The organism is Mycobacterium sp. E2479, assembly GCF_001667925.1.
Classification (GTDB): domain Bacteria; phylum Actinomycetota; class Actinomycetes; order Mycobacteriales; family Mycobacteriaceae; genus Mycobacterium.
This window is the reverse complement of record NZ_LZJR01000122.1, coordinates 40,491-55,144: the sequence shown is the minus strand read 5'-3', so window position 1 is coordinate 55,144 and position 14,654 is coordinate 40,491. Positions and strand designations below refer to the sequence as shown.

Genomic DNA, 14,654 nt, shown 5'->3' with positions numbered 1-14,654 from the left:
CTCGCGGGCGCTGTGGCGCGGTCAGCGCGACGAATGCGATTGCGGCGCAACACGCCACAAACAGCACCGCGACGACGGTGTTGAGCACCGTCGGCGGCTGCCAGAACCCGAGCTTGGGGTCGAATCCCCGCCAACCGGTGAACGACTTGATGACGTTGTACAGCGAGTCCATATCGTCGTCGCGGTGCTGTTTGTGGCGTGTTGCGCCGCAATCGCATTCGTCGCGCTGACCGCGCCACAGCGCCCGCGGGTAACCCAGCTGGTGTTCTTGGTGGTCGCGGCTTTTCTGCTGACCAACAAGGTGTGGAGCCCGCAGTTTTCGCTGTGGTTGGTGCCGCTGGCCGTGCTCGCGCTGCCGCATCGGCGGATACTGCTGGCATGGATGACCGTCGACGCCTCGGTATGGGTGCCGCGGATGTATTTCCTGTACGGCAACCCCAACCGCTCGCTGCCCGAACAGTTCTTCACCACGACCGTGCTGCTGCGGGACCTAGCGGTGATCGCTTTGTGCGCGTTGGTGATTCGCCAGATATATCAGCCCGGTGAGGATTTGGTGCGCTGGGGCGCGCGGGTGGACGATCCGGCGGGCGGACCGTTCGATCGCGCACCTGATGCCCCGCCTGCCTGGTTGCCGGACTGGCTGCGGCCGGTCGGGTCGCGCCGCTCGACCGCGCCGGCACCCGACGACGCCGACGAGCAAGCAGCGGTGGCGAGCGGCGCCAGGCCATGATCCGGGACGATGACAATGTTGCCGCGTAACCGGAATCGGCGGGATCGTGGCGCCGTGACGCAGGTCGTCATCCCGATCTTTCCGCGATTCACCGCGCTCGACGCGGTGGGTCCGTATGAGGTGCTGCAACGCATCCCGTCGATCGATGTCGTGTTCGTCGGGAAACAGCGGGGTGAGGTGCGGACCGAGAACGGACTGCTCGGTATCAGCTGTGACGCCACCTTCGACGAGGTGAACGCTCCCGATGTGGTGGTGTTCCCCGGCGGGATCGGGACCCGCCCGCTCGTTCATGACGAGGCCATCCGGGCGTGGCTGCAGGCGGTACATCCCAACACCAGGTTCACCACCTCGGTGTGCACCGGTGCCCTGCTGCTGGCAGCGGCCGGACTGCTCGACGGGCTCACCGCCACCACCCACTGGCGGGCCGCCGACACACTCAATGGCCTGGGCGCCCGATACGTGCCGGAACGAGTCGTCGAACACCTGCCGCAGCGGATCATCACCGCCGCCGGTGTATCCAGCGGCATCGACATGGCGCTGCGTTTGGTGGAACTGCTCGTCGATCGCGAGGCCGCACAGGCGGCCCAGCTGCTCATCGAATACGACCCGCAGCCACCATTCGATTCGGGAGTGCTTGCCAAGGCCACTCCCGCAACGCTGGCGAGGGCCGAGGAATACTTGGCCGCCCGGCGGTAGTGAATTGCCCAACCGACCGGATTTTTCTGGTCAGCCCGGTATCCGGTAGCCTGATGCGGTTGCCGACGCAGGCGACCCTCCTGCCACGGAACGTCCGTGGCCGCACAGTCCAGAGGAGGTGGTGAGGTTTCCATGCGTCCATACGAAATCATGGTCATTCTTGACCCCACGCTCGACGAGCGCACCGTTGCCCCATCCTTGGAGACGTTCCTGAACGTCGTTCGCAAGGATGGTGGCTCCGTCGACAAAGTCGACATCTGGGGCCGGCGCCGTCTGGCCTACGAGATCGCCAAGCACGCCGAAGGCATTTATGTGGTCGTCGACCTCAAAGCCGAGCCGGCGACGGTATCCGAGCTCGACCGCCAGCTGAGCCTCAACGAGTCGGTACTGCGCACCAAGGTGATGCGGACAGACAAGCACTAACAGCCTTGGCTGCGTCGCGTGCTTCTCGTCGGCGCACCTGCCTAGGCTGTGGAGAGCTCAGCGAAAAGCACGCTCATGACGTCCACCACCGGAGCGGCGAGGAACAGGGTGGAACGAGGAGGAAACTGTGGCTGGTGACACCACGATCACCGTTGTCGGAAACCTGACCGCCGACCCCGAACTGCGGTTCACCCCGTCGGGTGCCGCCGTCGCGAACTTCACAGTGGCGTCGACACCGCGAATCTATGACCGCCAGAGCGGGGAATGGAAAGACGGTGAAGCGCTGTTTCTGCGGTGCAACATCTGGCGAGAAGCCGCCGAGAATGTCGCGGAAAGCCTCACGCGCGGTGCCCGGGTGATCGTCACGGGCCGGCTCAAGCAGCGCTCTTTTGAGACTCGTGAAGGTGAGAAGCGCACCGTGGTCGAGGTAGAGGTCGACGAGATCGGCCCCTCGCTGCGGTACGCCACCGCCAAGGTCAACAAGGCCAGCCGTAGCGGCGGTGGCGGCGGCGGCTTCGGCGGTGGCGGTGGATCCCGCCAGCAGCCGGCACCGGCGAGCAGTGCGCCCGCGGACGACCCGTGGGGCAGCGCGCCCGCATCGGGCTCGTTCGGCGGCGGGGACGACGAACCACCCTTCTGATCTGAGAAAACTTCAGTAATAGAGAACGGAAAGAAAGACAGACATGGCCAAGTCCAACAAGCGGCGGCCGGCTCCGGAAAAGCCGGTCAAGGCGCGCAAATGTGTCTTCTGCGCCAAGAAGGATCAAGCGATCGACTACAAAGACACCGCATTGCTGCGTACGTACATCAGCGAGCGCGGCAAAATCCGTGCGCGTCGCGTCACCGGCAACTGTGTGCAGCACCAGCGTGACATCGCCATCGCGGTGAAGAATGCCCGCGAGGTGGCGCTGCTGCCCTTTACCTCTTCGGCGCGATAGTCGCTCCAGTCCTACCGAAAGTACGAAACGATGAAGCTGATTCTGACGGCCGACGTCGACCATCTTGGCACCGTCGGCGAGACTGTCGAGGTCAAGGACGGTTACGGCCGCAATTTCCTGCTCCCGCGCGGTTTGGCGATCGTGGCCTCCCGCGGTGCGCAGAGGCAGGCCGACGATATCCGCCGGGCCCGTGAGACCAAGGCCGTGCGCGACCTCGGGCACGCCAACGAACTCAAGACGGCGATCGAGGCGCTCGGCCCAGTCTCGCTGCCGGTCAAGACCGCAGCCGATTCAGGGAAGCTGTTCGGCTCGGTTACCACCGGCGATGTCGTCGCGGCGATCAAGAAGGCCGGTGGGCCCAGCCTGGACAAGCGGATCGTGCGGCTGCCCAAGTCGCACATCAAAGCCGTCGGGACTCACCCAGTGGCGGTGCACCTGCACCCCGAGGTCGACGTCGAGGTCGCGCTCGAGGTCGTCGCGCAGAGCTAAGCACCCGGCATTTGCCCGTTCCCGGTGGTGGCCATGATCGGCCGCCGCCGGGCTTCGTTGTGCAGCGGGCATGCGGTGGCACTCCGGTGCCGAGGGTCGCGGGCGCGCTTCCTGGCGAACTGTTTCCGGGGTGTGTGGCGCCCGGGCGATTTACCGGCCCGTAACGCTGGGAAAACACGGTGGAAAGCCAACACGCCCGGGGCAGTAACCTGGCCCGACACGCCGTAGAGATTCTTGTCCACACGAATTTCATGGCGTTGTATGGCCGGTATCTGCAGTGATGTCCTTGCCCTTTGCATTAATCCACAGGTTCTCCACACCCCGCTCAACACAGGTGTCGACGGATATGCACACACGATGCACAGCTCCATAAACAGCACCCCCTTTGCCTGCTAGCCAGCAACGTTTAACGTCGTCCCGGCGCCGCGAGTCGGGCGCCATGCGGCGCGGTTTGTCAGCACCTTGACTTACGCTCGATGTCGGCGATCGAATGTATGTTCGGATGCGTGAATCAGGGGAGGAGGGAATCCGTGGCGGTCGTCGATGACTTGGCGTCGGGCATGGATTCCTCGCCGCCAAGCGAGGACTTCGGGCGGCAGCCTCCGCAGGACCTGGCGGCTGAGCAGGCGGTGCTGGGGGGCATGCTGCTCAGCAAGGACGCCATCGCGGATGTGCTTGAACGGCTGCGGCCCGGCGACTTCTACCGCCCCGCCCACCAAAATGTCTACGACGCGATCCTGGACCTCTACGGGCGCGGCGAGCCGGCCGATGCGGTGACGGTTGCCGCGGAACTGGACCGCCGCAACCTGCTCCGTCGCATTGGTGGGGCACCGTATCTGCACACGCTGATCTCTACCGTGCCGACCGCGGCCAACGCGAGCTATTACGCGACCATCGTGGCCGAAAAGGCGCTCCTGCGCCGCCTCGTGGAGGCCGGCACCCGCGTCGTGCAATACGGTTACGCGGGAGCCGAGGGCGCCGACGTGGCCGAGGTGGTCGACCGTGCGCAAGCCGAGATCTACGAGGTGGCCGACCGCCGGACGTCAGAGGATTTCGTTCCGCTTGAGGATCTGCTGCAGCCGACGATGGACGAGATCGACGCCATCGCCTCCAATGGTGGTGTCGCGCGGGGCGTTCCGACCGGTTTCACCGAACTCGACGAGGTGACCAACGGTCTGCATGCCGGGCAGATGATCATCGTGGCGGCCAGGCCTGGAGTGGGCAAATCGACACTAGGACTGGATTTTTTGCGGTCGTGCTCGATCAAGCACCGCATGGCCAGCGTCATCTTCTCGCTGGAGATGAGCAAGTCCGAGATCGTCATGCGGCTGCTGTCGGCGGAAGCGAAGATCAAACTTTCCGACATGCGTTCCGGCCGCATGAGCGACGAAGACTGGACGCGGCTGGCGCGGCGCATGAGCGAGATCAGCGAGGCGCCACTGTATATCGATGACTCGCCCAACCTGACCATGATGGAGATCCGCGCCAAGGCGCGGCGGCTGCGGCAGAAATCCGACCTGCGCCTGGTGGTGGTCGATTATCTGCAGCTGATGTCGTCGGGAAAGAAGGTTGAGTCGCGCCAGCTCGAGGTGTCTGAGTTCTCGCGCCAGCTCAAGCTTTTGGCCAAGGAGCTGGAGGTGCCCGTCGTCGCGATCAGCCAGCTGAACCGCGGTCCCGAGCAGCGCACCGACAAGAAGCCCATGTTGTCGGACCTTCGTGAGTCGGGATCGCTCGAGCAGGATGCGGACATGGTGATCCTGTTGAACCGGCCGGACGCGTTCGACCGCGACGATCCACGCGGAGGAGAGGCGGATTTCATTCTCGCCAAACACCGCAACGGCCCCACCAAGACGGTGACGGTCGCGCACCAACTGCACCTGTCGCGGTTCACCAACATGGCGCGCTGACCTAGGTCCAACTGCCATCGCGCGCCCGCGAGCTCCCGAGCGCGGGTTTTTGCCGGTCTCGGCGCGCCCGTAGGGGTCCCCGGTAGAGCGGCTCCCTAGCACGTTCCGTCGTTGCCGGCATGGGTGATGCTCCACCGCCGCGGTCCGCTAAATAAGCGCGCAGCCGGTTGATCACTTTGTGGCGGTGGAATTTTGGACGCACGCTTGCCAAGACCGACCGGCCGAGCTATATAAAAATATATGCCGCAAGGCATAGATAATCGATGCTCAGTGACAAATAGATGGGAGTGTTGGAGGTGACGACCATGTTGGTGCGTAGCGATCCGTTTCGTGACCTCGATCGCTTCACTCAGCAGGTTTTCGGTACTGCGGCGCGTCCGGCGGTGATGCCGATGGATGCCTGGCGCGACGGCGAGCAGTTCATCGTCGAATTCGATCTGCCGGGAGTCGACGAACAGTCGCTGGACCTCGATATCGAGCGCAACGTGGTGACGGTACGAGCGGAACGCCCCGACCTCGATCCAAGCCGGGAAATGCTGGCGACCGAAAGGCCGCGCGGGGTGTTCAGCCGGCAGTTGGTGCTCGGAGACAATCTCGACACCGACCGTATCAATGCGCGCTATGACGCGGGGGTCTTGCGATTGCACATTCCGGTCTCTGAGGAGGCCAAACCGCGCAAGATCGAAGTCAAGCGCGGGGATAGGCAGAACGCCGCCATCAGCGCATGATCGGCCGCTCCGATGCTGACAGAACGCTTGTTGGTGATGACACACAACGGCACCGGGGCAGGCGCGGTCCCCGACGGCTCGATGGTCCAGGCCGCGGCGCTGGTTGACGAGGGCTCGGCATTGTCCGTGCTGATCGCAGAGGTCGACGCCATCCTGTGCGATGCGGCGGCGAGCCTGCTTTGCCCCCCACCGTCGCCCCCAGTGGCCGGTTGTGCCCTTGCCGGGCCTCGAACATCTGGGAGGTTCCGGGTGATATCTGGGCGGCCCTGGACTGCGCCCGCGCCCGACGTGCGCGCCGTGCAGCGCAGCCCTCCGTGAGCGCGCATTTGCGAAAAAAGGTGAGACAACAACTAAGGAAGGCAGGTGATGGCATCACAACGAGGATGACCGGGCCAGTCCGTCGGCCGGGCAATACCGTGGGCGCTGCGTGAATCCCGACGAGGCACGCCACTGCCGCAACCAGGCAACTCGTTTCCGGCGCGGACGGCCCGCCCTCACATCCACCGATGACGGTGTGATCAACGCGAAGATGTTGCTAGTTGGTGCTATTCGCCAGTAGGCAAGGAAGGGGTACCCGTGATCAATCAAGCCATCCTCGGCGCTGCACGCGGTCACTCGGGCGCGCTGCGCAACTTTCACCCGCTCGAGGCCGATCCCGCCGACTGGGCCGAGCAGCAACAGCCGGTTCCGCTGCCCGATGACGAATATCCCCATGCTGGTGGTGACCGCCGTGTCTGGTGACGGCGGGTGCTTCGACATCGACTGAGGAAGTATGCCGTTCCGCGGCGGCGACGCTCCCGCCGTCAAGGTATGCGCGGCGGGGCGTTCGCCGCTGCGTGACGGCCGGTATCAAAAGGCCATGTCGTAGCAGACCCACAGCAGCGGGCCTACCAGAATCAAAGCCAGCAGGGTGACGCCGCCGATCAGCCGCCACGTGATGGTCGAGCGAAAGATCACCGCCGCCACCGCCGAGGCGCTCGACAGGACAGTCAACACGGCAGCGACGACGACTTCGGTGCGTGCGGATTGCACCGCCGATTCGGACAAGGGAGGGAAGAAGCCGGCCTCCAGTCTGAATGCCAACGCAGGGTTGCTCAAGGCAATCAGCAACAGCAGGGTCGCCAGCACCATCGTCGCCAAACCGACCAACGACAGACATGCCCCAAAGATGTTGCGGTTGCAGGGGTCTATCGGGCCCGTGTAGCGAGGCATCTCATCCACAACCCAGATCGTAGGGGCTGGATTCAGCGTTGTTCGCCGACTGATCAACAACGGTAAAGCGCCGAAAGCGCGATGAGGTGGCTGGTCTTTCGCCGCTGACCGTGCGCCGGTCCAGCGGTTGTTGGCCGAGGTGTAGCCCTCGCGTGACCTCCCCGTGACGGCGACGAAGGACGCTCTACACGTGACGATAATCGCCGCCATCGCCGGGCTGGCGACAGCGACATGCGTCGGCTACTACTTCGGACGGCGTGCCGCTTCTGCGCCGCCAAGCTGGAAGAAGCGAACGAGCCGGGTCGCGCTGGGCAGGCAGGTGTGCAGCCTGCTCGCGATGATCACGGCGCGCCGGATCCAGCAGCGGTTCCATCCCGAGCGTGTCCTTTCCGACCTGGCCGCCAGATGCGGGTCGAGAGCCATTGCACCGCTTCGCGTTCGACGCAGCGGCGTGGTGCGGTTGCGGTCCTACTAGACGGAACCAAGTAGTGTCTGCCGGATCGACGGTCACGGAGAAGGACGGGTTGGCATGGCCGCACTGCAGGGCAAAGTGGCGTTGGTGACGGGTGCGTCGTCCGGTCTGGGCGCTGAAACGGTCAAGCTGTTTTTTCGCCAGGGCGCAACGGTTTTCGGTATCGGGCGTGATGCGGGTCGCTTGGCCGACGTGTTCACCGGCATCGATGGCGGCGGATTCGCGTCGCTGGACGTCGGTTCGGTGCAGGCCTGCCGAGATGCGGTCGAGCAGTGCGTTCGTGATTTCGGTGGGCTCGACATCCTGGTCAACGTCGCCGGGCGACACCAGATGCGCCGCACGGAGTCGATGACCGACGAGGACTGGGAACAAGACCTTGCGGTCAACCTCAACGGGCCGTTCTACCTCTGCAGAGCGGCGCTGCCTCATCTGCTGAACCGCGGCGGCAACATCGTCAATGTGAGTTCCATCGCCGGAGTCGAGGGCCAGGCGTACTCGGCTGGCTACTGCGCCGCCAAGCACGGCCTGATCGGGCTCACCCGTGCGTTGGCCGTGGAGTACACCCCGGATCGGTTGCGTGTCAACGCGATATGCCCCGGCGGCATGCTCACGCCACAGATCGAGCAGTTCAGCGCGCCGGAAGACCCCAATTACGACCTGATCATGCGCACGGCTTCGCCGCGCGGCATGATGCAACCCCTCGAGGTCGCCAACGTGATCGCCTTCCTCGCCAGCGACGCCGCTGCCGCGGTCCATGGTGCCGTCTATCGGGTCGACAACGGTAAGGGCGCCGGATAGCAACCGGCCCACAGTTCGAGGGGGCGGGCGGATGACCTGACCGGACACCGGGCGGGCGTACCTGACTGCGGTAACGGTTCGGGCACGTTTAGATCACCCACCGACACGTCGTGTGGCATCACGCTTCTCGTGGTTGACAATTCGGGCTATGACGCAACCGCGGGAGTGCGACGATGGCGCGTGAAATCTCGCGGCAGGCGTTTCTGCGGGGCGCCGTCGGAGCGTTGGCCACCGGCGCTGTCCTTGGCGCACCCCGGGTCGCCGCTGATCCGAGACCAACCGGATGGGAGGGTCTATCCGCCACCCTCGGCGGGAAGGTGCTGCTTCCGGATAATCCCCAATTCCCCGGGGCGAAACAAGTTTTCAATACTAACTACAACGGGCTGACCCCGGCTGCGGTCGTCATCCCGACATCGGCGGCCGACGTGCAGAAGGCGATGGCTTTCGCGGCCGCCCACAACCTCAAGGTCGCCCCGCGCAGTGGCGGGCACTCGTATATCGGGGCGTCGACCGCCAACGGTGCGATGGTGCTCGACCTGCGCCAACTGCCCGGGGACGCGAATTATGATGCGGCCACGGGCCAGGTGACGGTAACGCCGGCTACGAGCCTGTACACCATGCACCGGACATTGGCCGCGGTCGGCCGCGGCGTCCCAACCGGTACCTGCCCGTCGGTCGGCGCCGCGGGGCACGCGCTGGGCGGTGGCATGGGGGCCCAATCGCGCCATGCCGGTCTGCTCAGCGACCAGCTGACCTCGGCGTCGGTGGTGCTGCCCAACGGCCAGGTGGTGACCGCGTCCGCGGCCAGCAGCCCGGACCTGTTCTGGGCACTGCGTGGTGGCGGCGGCGGCAACTTCGGCGTGACGACCTCGCTGACCTTCGCCACCTTCCCCACCAAGGACGTCGACGTCGTCAACCTCAACTTCCCGCCACAGTCGTTCGCGCAGGTTCTCGTCGGTTGGCAGAACTGGCTGCATACCGCCGACCGCAACAGCTGGGCGTTGGCGGATGCCACCGTGGACGCGACGGGGATGCATTGCCGGATCCTGGCGACCTGCCCGGCCGGATCGGGTAACAGCGCCGCGGCCGCAATCACCCAAGCTGTGGGATTGCAGCCATCGGGTATCGAGAACCACACTTTCAATTACCTGGATCTGGTGAATTATCTGGCCGTCGGGAACCTCAACCCGTCGCCGCTCGGGTATGTCGGTGGATCCGACGTCTTCGCCACTGTCAACGCGGGCGTCGCACAGGGGATCGCCTCGGCGGTCAATGCCTTTCCTCGGGGAGCCGGCCGGATGCTGGCCATCATGCACGCTCTGGACGGCGCCCTCGCCACAGTGGCGACGGACGCGACCGCCTTCCCATGGCGCCGGCAGTCGGCGCTGGTGCAGTGGTATGTCGAGACGGGCGATCCCGCGGCAGCAACCAACTGGCTGAACACGGCACATCAAGCGGTGCAGCAGTATTCGGTAGGCGGCTACGTGAATTACATTGAAGCCAATCAGTCGCCGTCACGGTACTTCGGCCCCAATATCTCCCGGTTAAGCGCGGTACGGCAGAAGTACGATCCCGGCCGGGTCATGTATTCGGGGCTCAATTACTGAACGCCACCCGGCGCGGTCGCCGCGGCCAGCCGATATCCGATGGTTGCGCCGGCTTGGCACGGGGTATTTCCACTGAGTCTGCGGCGAGTTTAGGGGGTGGCGAATGGCCATCGAGCACGGTCCTGCGCGGTGCCCACGGTGTATGGCGTGGGCGCAATACCGGTTTCTCGAGGGTGCTGGGGACACGCTCGAGTATCAGGTGAATTGCGATACGTGCGGAAACCTGTACTCCGAGGTGACCATCGCATCGACCGCGGCCTCGCCAGCTGCCTAGCGCACCGTCGGCTGTCCCTGTGCGGTGAACCCGCCCGGCGACCTGCTGCGTTACGAAACTTTTTCCGGGTGTAAATTCTAAAACCGCGAGCCAAGACGCCCCCACACCGGAGCAGCGTTTAGCGCGCGTAACGCCGTGCGACACGCGTTGAAAGGGGCGGCGTGAACGAGGTATTGGCGCGAGCCGGCATCTTCCAGGGGATCGCTCCCGATGCGGTCGATGCGCTGGCTCGCCACCTGCAACACGTAGCGTTTCCGCGCCGACGCACCGTCTTCGTCGAAGGCGAGCTGGGTAACGATCTGTACGTCATCTTGTCGGGCGCGGTGAAGGTACGCCATCAAACTGCGGACGGCCGCGAAACGGTCTTCGCCGTGCTGGGCCCGGGGGACGTGTTCGGTGAGCTGGCGCTGTTCGATCCCGGCCCGAGAACATCGACGGTAATCACCCTGACCGAAGTGGAGGCCGTCAGGATGGACCGTCAGGCGTTACGGACGTGGATCGTCGAACGACCCGAAATCGCAGAGCAGCTGCTGCGCGTGTTGGCGCGCCGGCTCCGCCATACCAACAACACCCTGTGCGACCTGATCTTCACCGATGTGCCTGCCCGGGTAGCAAAGCAAATCCTTGACCTGGCAATGCGATTCGGCACCAGCAACGGAGGATCGGTGCTGGTCGAACACCACCTCACGCAGAAGGAACTGGCTCAACTCGTGGGGTCCTCGCGTGAAACGGTCAACAAGGCACTATCCGACTTCGCCCAACGCGGCTGGATTCGTCAGCACGGCAAGGCACTCATCGTCGACCAGCCCGCGAAACTGGCCCGCCGCGCACGGGCTTGACGTCTCGGTAAACCCTTTCATGCCTTAGGTGATCGACCAGAATTCCAAAAGCGTCCGTAGGGTCGCGACCAGCGGGAGCGGTTGGTCCAGCATGGGATGGTGGCCGGCGAGGGCCAACTCCACGAAGGGGCCACGCAGCTGAAGCAGGGAACGGATCCGTTCGGCCATCTCGGGCGGCACCAACCCGGCTTGGCAGCGCAAATACCCAACGCGGCAACGTATCGCAGACAGCATCGTCTCCAACGAATCTTCGTCGGCGGGCGTCGGCTCGAGAAATTCACCATCGAAGACGGCCGGGTCGAACTTCCAGATCCATCCTTCGTCGGTTTTGCGTACCGACTCGCTCGCTATGTGTTGTCGGACGTAGGGCAGGATCAACTCCTGCGAGGGCACGGCCGTAAAGCGGGCCAGGATTTCCTCCCTGGTCTGATACCGGGTGTGTTGGCGCCTGCGCAGTCGCGCTTCCTCGGGTGCACGCTCCCACAACGGCGAGTCGATCACCAGCATGCTGTTGATCTGTGGGCTGTAGTGCATCGCGGCCGTGGAAACCACCCAACCGCCCATGCTGTGGCCGACGATCGTCGGCCGTCCCGCGGGCCCGGCGGCTGCCGCGGCCGCCATCACTTCGCTTGCCCAGGTTCGCAGGTCATAACCGCCACGCGCTTCGCTGTCACCATGTCCGGACAGATCCGGCGCAATCACTCGATGGGTGCGCGACAGGAACGGCGCGATGTGATCCCACCAACCCGAATGCGCTCCGCCGCCGTGGACGAGCACCACGGGGGCTTGGTCAGCAGCGCCCCAGACCCGCAGGTGTATGCGCGAACCGTCGACGTCGACGTCGCGGTGCTCTGGCTTTTGATCGAGTGCCGTGCTGAACCACGACGGTGTGACCGGCGGCCGGCGCGAACGGGAAAACAGTTTCGACCTCCGTGGTTCAAACGCTTTATCTTGGTCCAGCTTTCGCTCGGCTGGAGCCAGTGGCGCTGCGGTAGCGGTACTCAGGAATTCGGTTCGGCGAGCCGCACCGTGACGGTGACAGCCCCCTTTTCGTCCTGCTCGGCGACGGCGTGTCCAGCGCGTTCGGTCTCGTCTAGTCGTAGCGTCAGGGGCCCGCCGGTGTCGAGGAAGTTGCGCCACCACGTCTTCGCCTCGGGCATACCGACGCTGATGACGATGTCGCCACCGGCACGCCGATAGGCCACCGGGATGCTGTACGTGCGTCCAGAGCGCCGACCCTGATAGGTCAGCATCGTGATGTTGCGTTTGATCAGGCGGCCAAACCGACGGGAGTTGGCCAGCGCGGCTACCGGCGCATTGAAAACAGGCGCGCCGCGCACAAGGAGGTGGCCGAGTTTGTTGGGACCCACGTGCAAAGTATCGCAGCAAATACCGCCGGACTGTCGACGCGGGCACTCAACGCGATGCCGGCCGTTGGACACGGAGGTAGCATCCCGCGCAGATAATCCAGCGTTTGCCATCCACGAGGAGAGGGCGCTGATGACTGCTCCTGTCGACCCGTCGGTGCCGCCCAGCGGTATGGGCTGCGTCGAGTGCGATGAGGCCGGTGGTTGGTGGGTGCACTTGCGGCGTTGCGCCGCCTGCGGGCACATCGGCTGCTGCGACGACTCGTTCTCTCGTCATGCGACCAAGCACTGGCAACAGACCGGTCATCCGATAATCCGGTCGTTCGAGCCCGGCGAGGACTGGTTCTGGAACTACGAGGCAAACGACTACTGCGAAGGCCCTCAGCTCGCTCCGCCCGAGTGCCGCCCCGAAGACCAGTCGGTCCCCGGGCCCCGCGGGCGGGTGCCACATAACTGGTTCGAGCTGCTCCGGCATCGACAAGGCTGAAGAGGTTAACCGGCCGGTGTGTGAAGCCCGATAGCGTTGCAGTCCTGCACGCGAAAGGCGTGGCCAATAGGCTCGTCCACCATCCGCTCATCCGCGGCCTCGCGTCTGTGACGATGCACCCTGCGGAATATTCGACGGAGGCGTGGTGAATTTCAACAGTGGGCACCGTATCGGATCACGGCGGGTAATCGCGACGGCGGCAATCGTTGCGTCGGCGACCGCATTCACCGGCCCCGCCATGGCCGGCGCGGACGCGCAATTGTGCAATCCGGCGAGCGTCGATGCGAATCAAATGTGCCATTTCAACGCCTCTGAACCCCTGTCGGACGTCAGCATGGTGTTTCCGGCCAACTATCCCGACGAGCAGACGATGATCGGCTATTTGACCAAGGCCGATGACGATTTTCACAACGCGCGCGGACCACTGCACACGTTGAAATCGCCGAGCGCGCTCAACATTACGGGCACCCGATACAGCTCCGGTCGCCAGGCACGGGGCACCCAGTCCGTGGTCACCGAGATCTACCGGAACCTCGGCACCGCTCACCCCTTGGTCTGGTACAAATCCTTCAACTACAACCTGGCCAATCAGCAGCCGATCACCTTCGATGCGTTGTTCCAACCAGGAACTCAGCCGCTGCAGGCCATCTTGCCGATCGTGCAGAAGACCTTGGCCGACCGGTATCGAGCGACGGTGTCGATTCCGCCGGCTACCGGCCTACAGCCGGCGAGCTACCAAAGCTTCGCGATCACCAATGACGCGATCGTGTTCTTCTTCGACCAAAACGCGCTGCAGCCGGCGATGGAGGCTACGCAAGTATCGGTGCCGCGCAGCGCGATCGCGCCGATGATCAGCCCCGACATCGCGTAGCCGACCGGTATCTGCTCTGGAAGACGCTACCGCGCAAGGGGTTTGAGGGCGCGCGATCTTGTCGGCCAGCCGCCGACCCCGTTGCCGATTCTCCGCGGCAACGGGAAGCGACTCGCCGACCAGGTTCCGGGTAGGCGACAGCTTCGTAGCGTTGGGCGATAGCTGGTCAGTTGCATGCGCCGGAGTCGCGAAGCGCGTTGGCCCAGCCGGTGGCCGAGACGATGTTCGCGTGTGTGACTCCCGACGGATCCATTCTCTTGATGCTGTCGCTGATGCGTGACAGTTGAAATGCCAAGTGGGTCATCGATTCGCCGCCATCCACCGGCGAATACGGCCCTAGGTTATCGGGCTGGTTGGTGATGATCAGCGGCTTCACTCGCGGTGCCAGGAAAGCCGTCGACTGGTCGATATTGGCGACCACAGTGTGCGCGTTCCCCTGCACATTGCCGACCGAGTAGTCGTCATGCTGATCGCCGAGGTACCGGTTGAAGTCATTGATCTGGCCCATCAGCGGGTCGAACTGCGACTTGAACCATTGGCAGGAGTCCGACATGCCGCTGATCATCTCCGGCGTCACCCGTGGCGCGAATATGTTGTACGGCCAGATGTCGAACTTCGGCGACCAGTCGCTGGGCGCCGGCGTGAACACTGGCAACGGCGGAGGGGGCTGACTCGGATCGGCGGAGGCCCGGCCGGAGAACATCATTGCGGCGACCAATGCCGGGCCGGCGCACGCTAGGGCGCACCCGGTCCGGCGCAACTCGGTCAGATCCATCCGCCCTCCCGAACCAATACGATATCGCGCGGCCACCGAAT

General features: G+C 64.5%; 19 protein-coding genes and 1 pseudogene. 16 read left to right on the top strand and 4 right to left on the bottom strand.

Features of this window, described 5'->3' with window-relative positions:
* Positions 1-103: 103 nt before the first annotated feature.
* From A5686_RS18395 to A5686_RS27670, 10 genes and pseudogenes are all read left to right on the top strand, one after another.
* Positions 104-730, top strand: a pseudogene (locus A5686_RS18395) (hypothetical protein); the annotation flags it as partial.
* A 54-nt stretch (positions 731-784) separates the two neighbouring features.
* Positions 785-1,426 (top strand): DJ-1/PfpI family protein, encoded by a 642-nt coding sequence (locus tag A5686_RS18390; protein WP_082947699.1) that lies wholly within the window; start codon positions 785-787, stop codon positions 1,424-1,426.
* Between the two features lie 132 nt (positions 1,427-1,558).
* Positions 1,559-1,849, top strand: a complete 291-nt coding sequence (gene rpsF, locus A5686_RS18385) for a 30S ribosomal protein S6 (RefSeq protein WP_007771721.1) — start codon at positions 1,559-1,561, stop codon at positions 1,847-1,849.
* 127 nt (positions 1,850-1,976) lie between these two features.
* Positions 1,977-2,489 carry a single-stranded DNA-binding protein gene (locus tag A5686_RS18380; protein WP_067937254.1) on the top strand — a complete coding sequence of 171 codons (513 nt, stop codon included), beginning with the start codon at positions 1,977-1,979 and terminating at the stop codon, positions 2,487-2,489.
* 43 nt (positions 2,490-2,532) lie between these two features.
* The gene (gene rpsR, locus A5686_RS18375) at positions 2,533-2,787 is read left to right on the top strand and encodes a 30S ribosomal protein S18 (protein ID WP_003874730.1); all 255 of its coding nucleotides are present in this window, start codon (positions 2,533-2,535) and stop codon (positions 2,785-2,787) included.
* 30 nt (positions 2,788-2,817) lie between these two features.
* Entirely contained in the window at positions 2,818-3,276 is a 459-nt protein-coding gene (gene rplI, locus A5686_RS18370) for a 50S ribosomal protein L9 (RefSeq protein ID WP_067937252.1), read from the top strand.
* Between the two features lie 530 nt (positions 3,277-3,806).
* A complete protein-coding gene (dnaB, locus tag A5686_RS18365) occupies positions 3,807-5,183 on the top strand; it encodes a replicative DNA helicase (RefSeq protein ID WP_067937249.1) in 1,377 nt (458 codons plus the stop codon).
* Positions 5,184-5,488: 305 nt separating this feature from the next.
* Positions 5,489-5,911 (top strand): Hsp20/alpha crystallin family protein, encoded by a 423-nt coding sequence (locus A5686_RS18360; protein ID WP_067937277.1) that lies wholly within the window; start codon positions 5,489-5,491, stop codon positions 5,909-5,911.
* A gap of 12 nt (positions 5,912-5,923) precedes the next feature.
* Entirely contained in the window at positions 5,924-6,229 is a 306-nt protein-coding gene (locus A5686_RS18355) for a hypothetical protein (RefSeq protein ID WP_067937247.1), read from the top strand.
* A 258-nt stretch (positions 6,230-6,487) separates the two neighbouring features.
* Positions 6,488-6,652 carry a hypothetical protein gene (locus A5686_RS27670; protein ID WP_197520624.1) on the top strand — a complete coding sequence of 55 codons (165 nt, stop codon included), beginning with the start codon at positions 6,488-6,490 and terminating at the stop codon, positions 6,650-6,652.
* 108 nt (positions 6,653-6,760) lie between these two features.
* Here A5686_RS27670 and A5686_RS18350 read toward each other — a convergent pair whose 3' ends face one another.
* A complete protein-coding gene (locus A5686_RS18350) occupies positions 6,761-7,132 on the bottom strand; it encodes a hypothetical protein (RefSeq protein ID WP_067937245.1) in 372 nt (123 codons plus the stop codon).
* Positions 7,133-7,313: 181 nt separating this feature from the next.
* Here A5686_RS18350 and A5686_RS18345 point away from each other — a divergent pair, with 181 nt between their 5' ends.
* The 4 genes from A5686_RS18345 to A5686_RS18330 all read left to right on the top strand — a co-directional run bounded on the left by A5686_RS18345 (position 7,314) and on the right by A5686_RS18330 (position 11,113).
* A complete protein-coding gene (locus tag A5686_RS18345) occupies positions 7,314-7,598 on the top strand; it encodes a hypothetical protein (RefSeq protein WP_067937275.1) in 285 nt (94 codons plus the stop codon).
* A 54-nt stretch (positions 7,599-7,652) separates the two neighbouring features.
* Complete coding sequence (locus A5686_RS18340; protein WP_067937242.1) at positions 7,653-8,393, top strand: SDR family NAD(P)-dependent oxidoreductase; 741 nt, start codon at positions 7,653-7,655, stop codon at positions 8,391-8,393.
* A 173-nt stretch (positions 8,394-8,566) separates the two neighbouring features.
* Positions 8,567-10,000: an FAD-binding oxidoreductase gene (locus tag A5686_RS18335; RefSeq protein ID WP_067937240.1), complete on the top strand. Its 1,434-nt coding sequence runs from the start codon at positions 8,567-8,569 to the stop codon at positions 9,998-10,000.
* A gap of 435 nt (positions 10,001-10,435) precedes the next feature.
* Positions 10,436-11,113, top strand: a complete 678-nt coding sequence (locus A5686_RS18330; RefSeq protein WP_067937238.1) for a Crp/Fnr family transcriptional regulator — start codon at positions 10,436-10,438, stop codon at positions 11,111-11,113.
* A 24-nt stretch (positions 11,114-11,137) separates the two neighbouring features.
* On the opposite strand, the gene A5686_RS18325 is transcribed toward A5686_RS18330, so the two are convergent.
* Both A5686_RS18325 and A5686_RS18320 read right to left on the bottom strand, forming a co-directional pair.
* Positions 11,138-12,034 (bottom strand): alpha/beta fold hydrolase, encoded by an 897-nt coding sequence (locus A5686_RS18325; RefSeq protein WP_197520625.1) that lies wholly within the window; start codon positions 12,032-12,034, stop codon positions 11,138-11,140.
* Between the two features lie 80 nt (positions 12,035-12,114).
* A complete protein-coding gene (locus A5686_RS18320) occupies positions 12,115-12,483 on the bottom strand; it encodes a nitroreductase/quinone reductase family protein (protein ID WP_231986414.1) in 369 nt (122 codons plus the stop codon).
* Between the two features lie 130 nt (positions 12,484-12,613).
* On the opposite strand from A5686_RS18320, the gene A5686_RS18315 reads away from it, so the two are divergent.
* Positions 12,614-12,967, top strand: coding sequence for a UBP-type zinc finger domain-containing protein (locus A5686_RS18315; RefSeq protein WP_067937232.1), 354 nt, complete (start codon positions 12,614-12,616; stop codon positions 12,965-12,967).
* A 145-nt stretch (positions 12,968-13,112) separates the two neighbouring features.
* Positions 13,113-13,838, top strand: coding sequence for an esterase (locus A5686_RS18310; RefSeq protein WP_067937273.1), 726 nt, complete (start codon positions 13,113-13,115; stop codon positions 13,836-13,838).
* A gap of 166 nt (positions 13,839-14,004) precedes the next feature.
* Here the strand turns inward: A5686_RS18310 and A5686_RS18305 are convergent, their stop codons facing one another.
* A complete protein-coding gene (locus A5686_RS18305) occupies positions 14,005-14,613 on the bottom strand; it encodes a hypothetical protein (RefSeq protein WP_067937230.1) in 609 nt (202 codons plus the stop codon).
* Between the last annotated feature and the right edge of the window lie 41 nt (positions 14,614-14,654).

Excerpts from the sequence above, each read along its gene's own strand:
- rpsF (WP_007771721.1), top strand. The coding sequence starts at position 1,559 with ATGCGTCCATACGAAATCATGGTCATTCTTGACCCCACGCTCGACGAG.
- rpsR (WP_003874730.1), top strand. The coding sequence starts at position 2,533 with ATGGCCAAGTCCAACAAGCGGCGGCCGGCTCCGGAAAAGCCGGTCAAG.
- rplI (WP_067937252.1), top strand. The coding sequence starts at position 2,818 with ATGAAGCTGATTCTGACGGCCGACGTCGACCATCTTGGCACCGTCGGC.
- A5686_RS18360 (WP_067937277.1), top strand. The coding sequence starts at position 5,489 with ATGTTGGTGCGTAGCGATCCGTTTCGTGACCTCGATCGCTTCACTCAG.
- A5686_RS18355 (WP_067937247.1), top strand. The coding sequence starts at position 5,924 with ATGCTGACAGAACGCTTGTTGGTGATGACACACAACGGCACCGGGGCA.
- A5686_RS18340 (WP_067937242.1), top strand. The coding sequence starts at position 7,653 with ATGGCCGCACTGCAGGGCAAAGTGGCGTTGGTGACGGGTGCGTCGTCC.
- A5686_RS18335 (WP_067937240.1), top strand. The coding sequence starts at position 8,567 with ATGGCGCGTGAAATCTCGCGGCAGGCGTTTCTGCGGGGCGCCGTCGGA.
- A5686_RS18315 (WP_067937232.1), top strand. The coding sequence starts at position 12,614 with ATGACTGCTCCTGTCGACCCGTCGGTGCCGCCCAGCGGTATGGGCTGC.
- A5686_RS18305 (WP_067937230.1), bottom strand. The coding sequence starts at position 14,613 with ATGGATCTGACCGAGTTGCGCCGGACCGGGTGCGCCCTAGCGTGCGCC.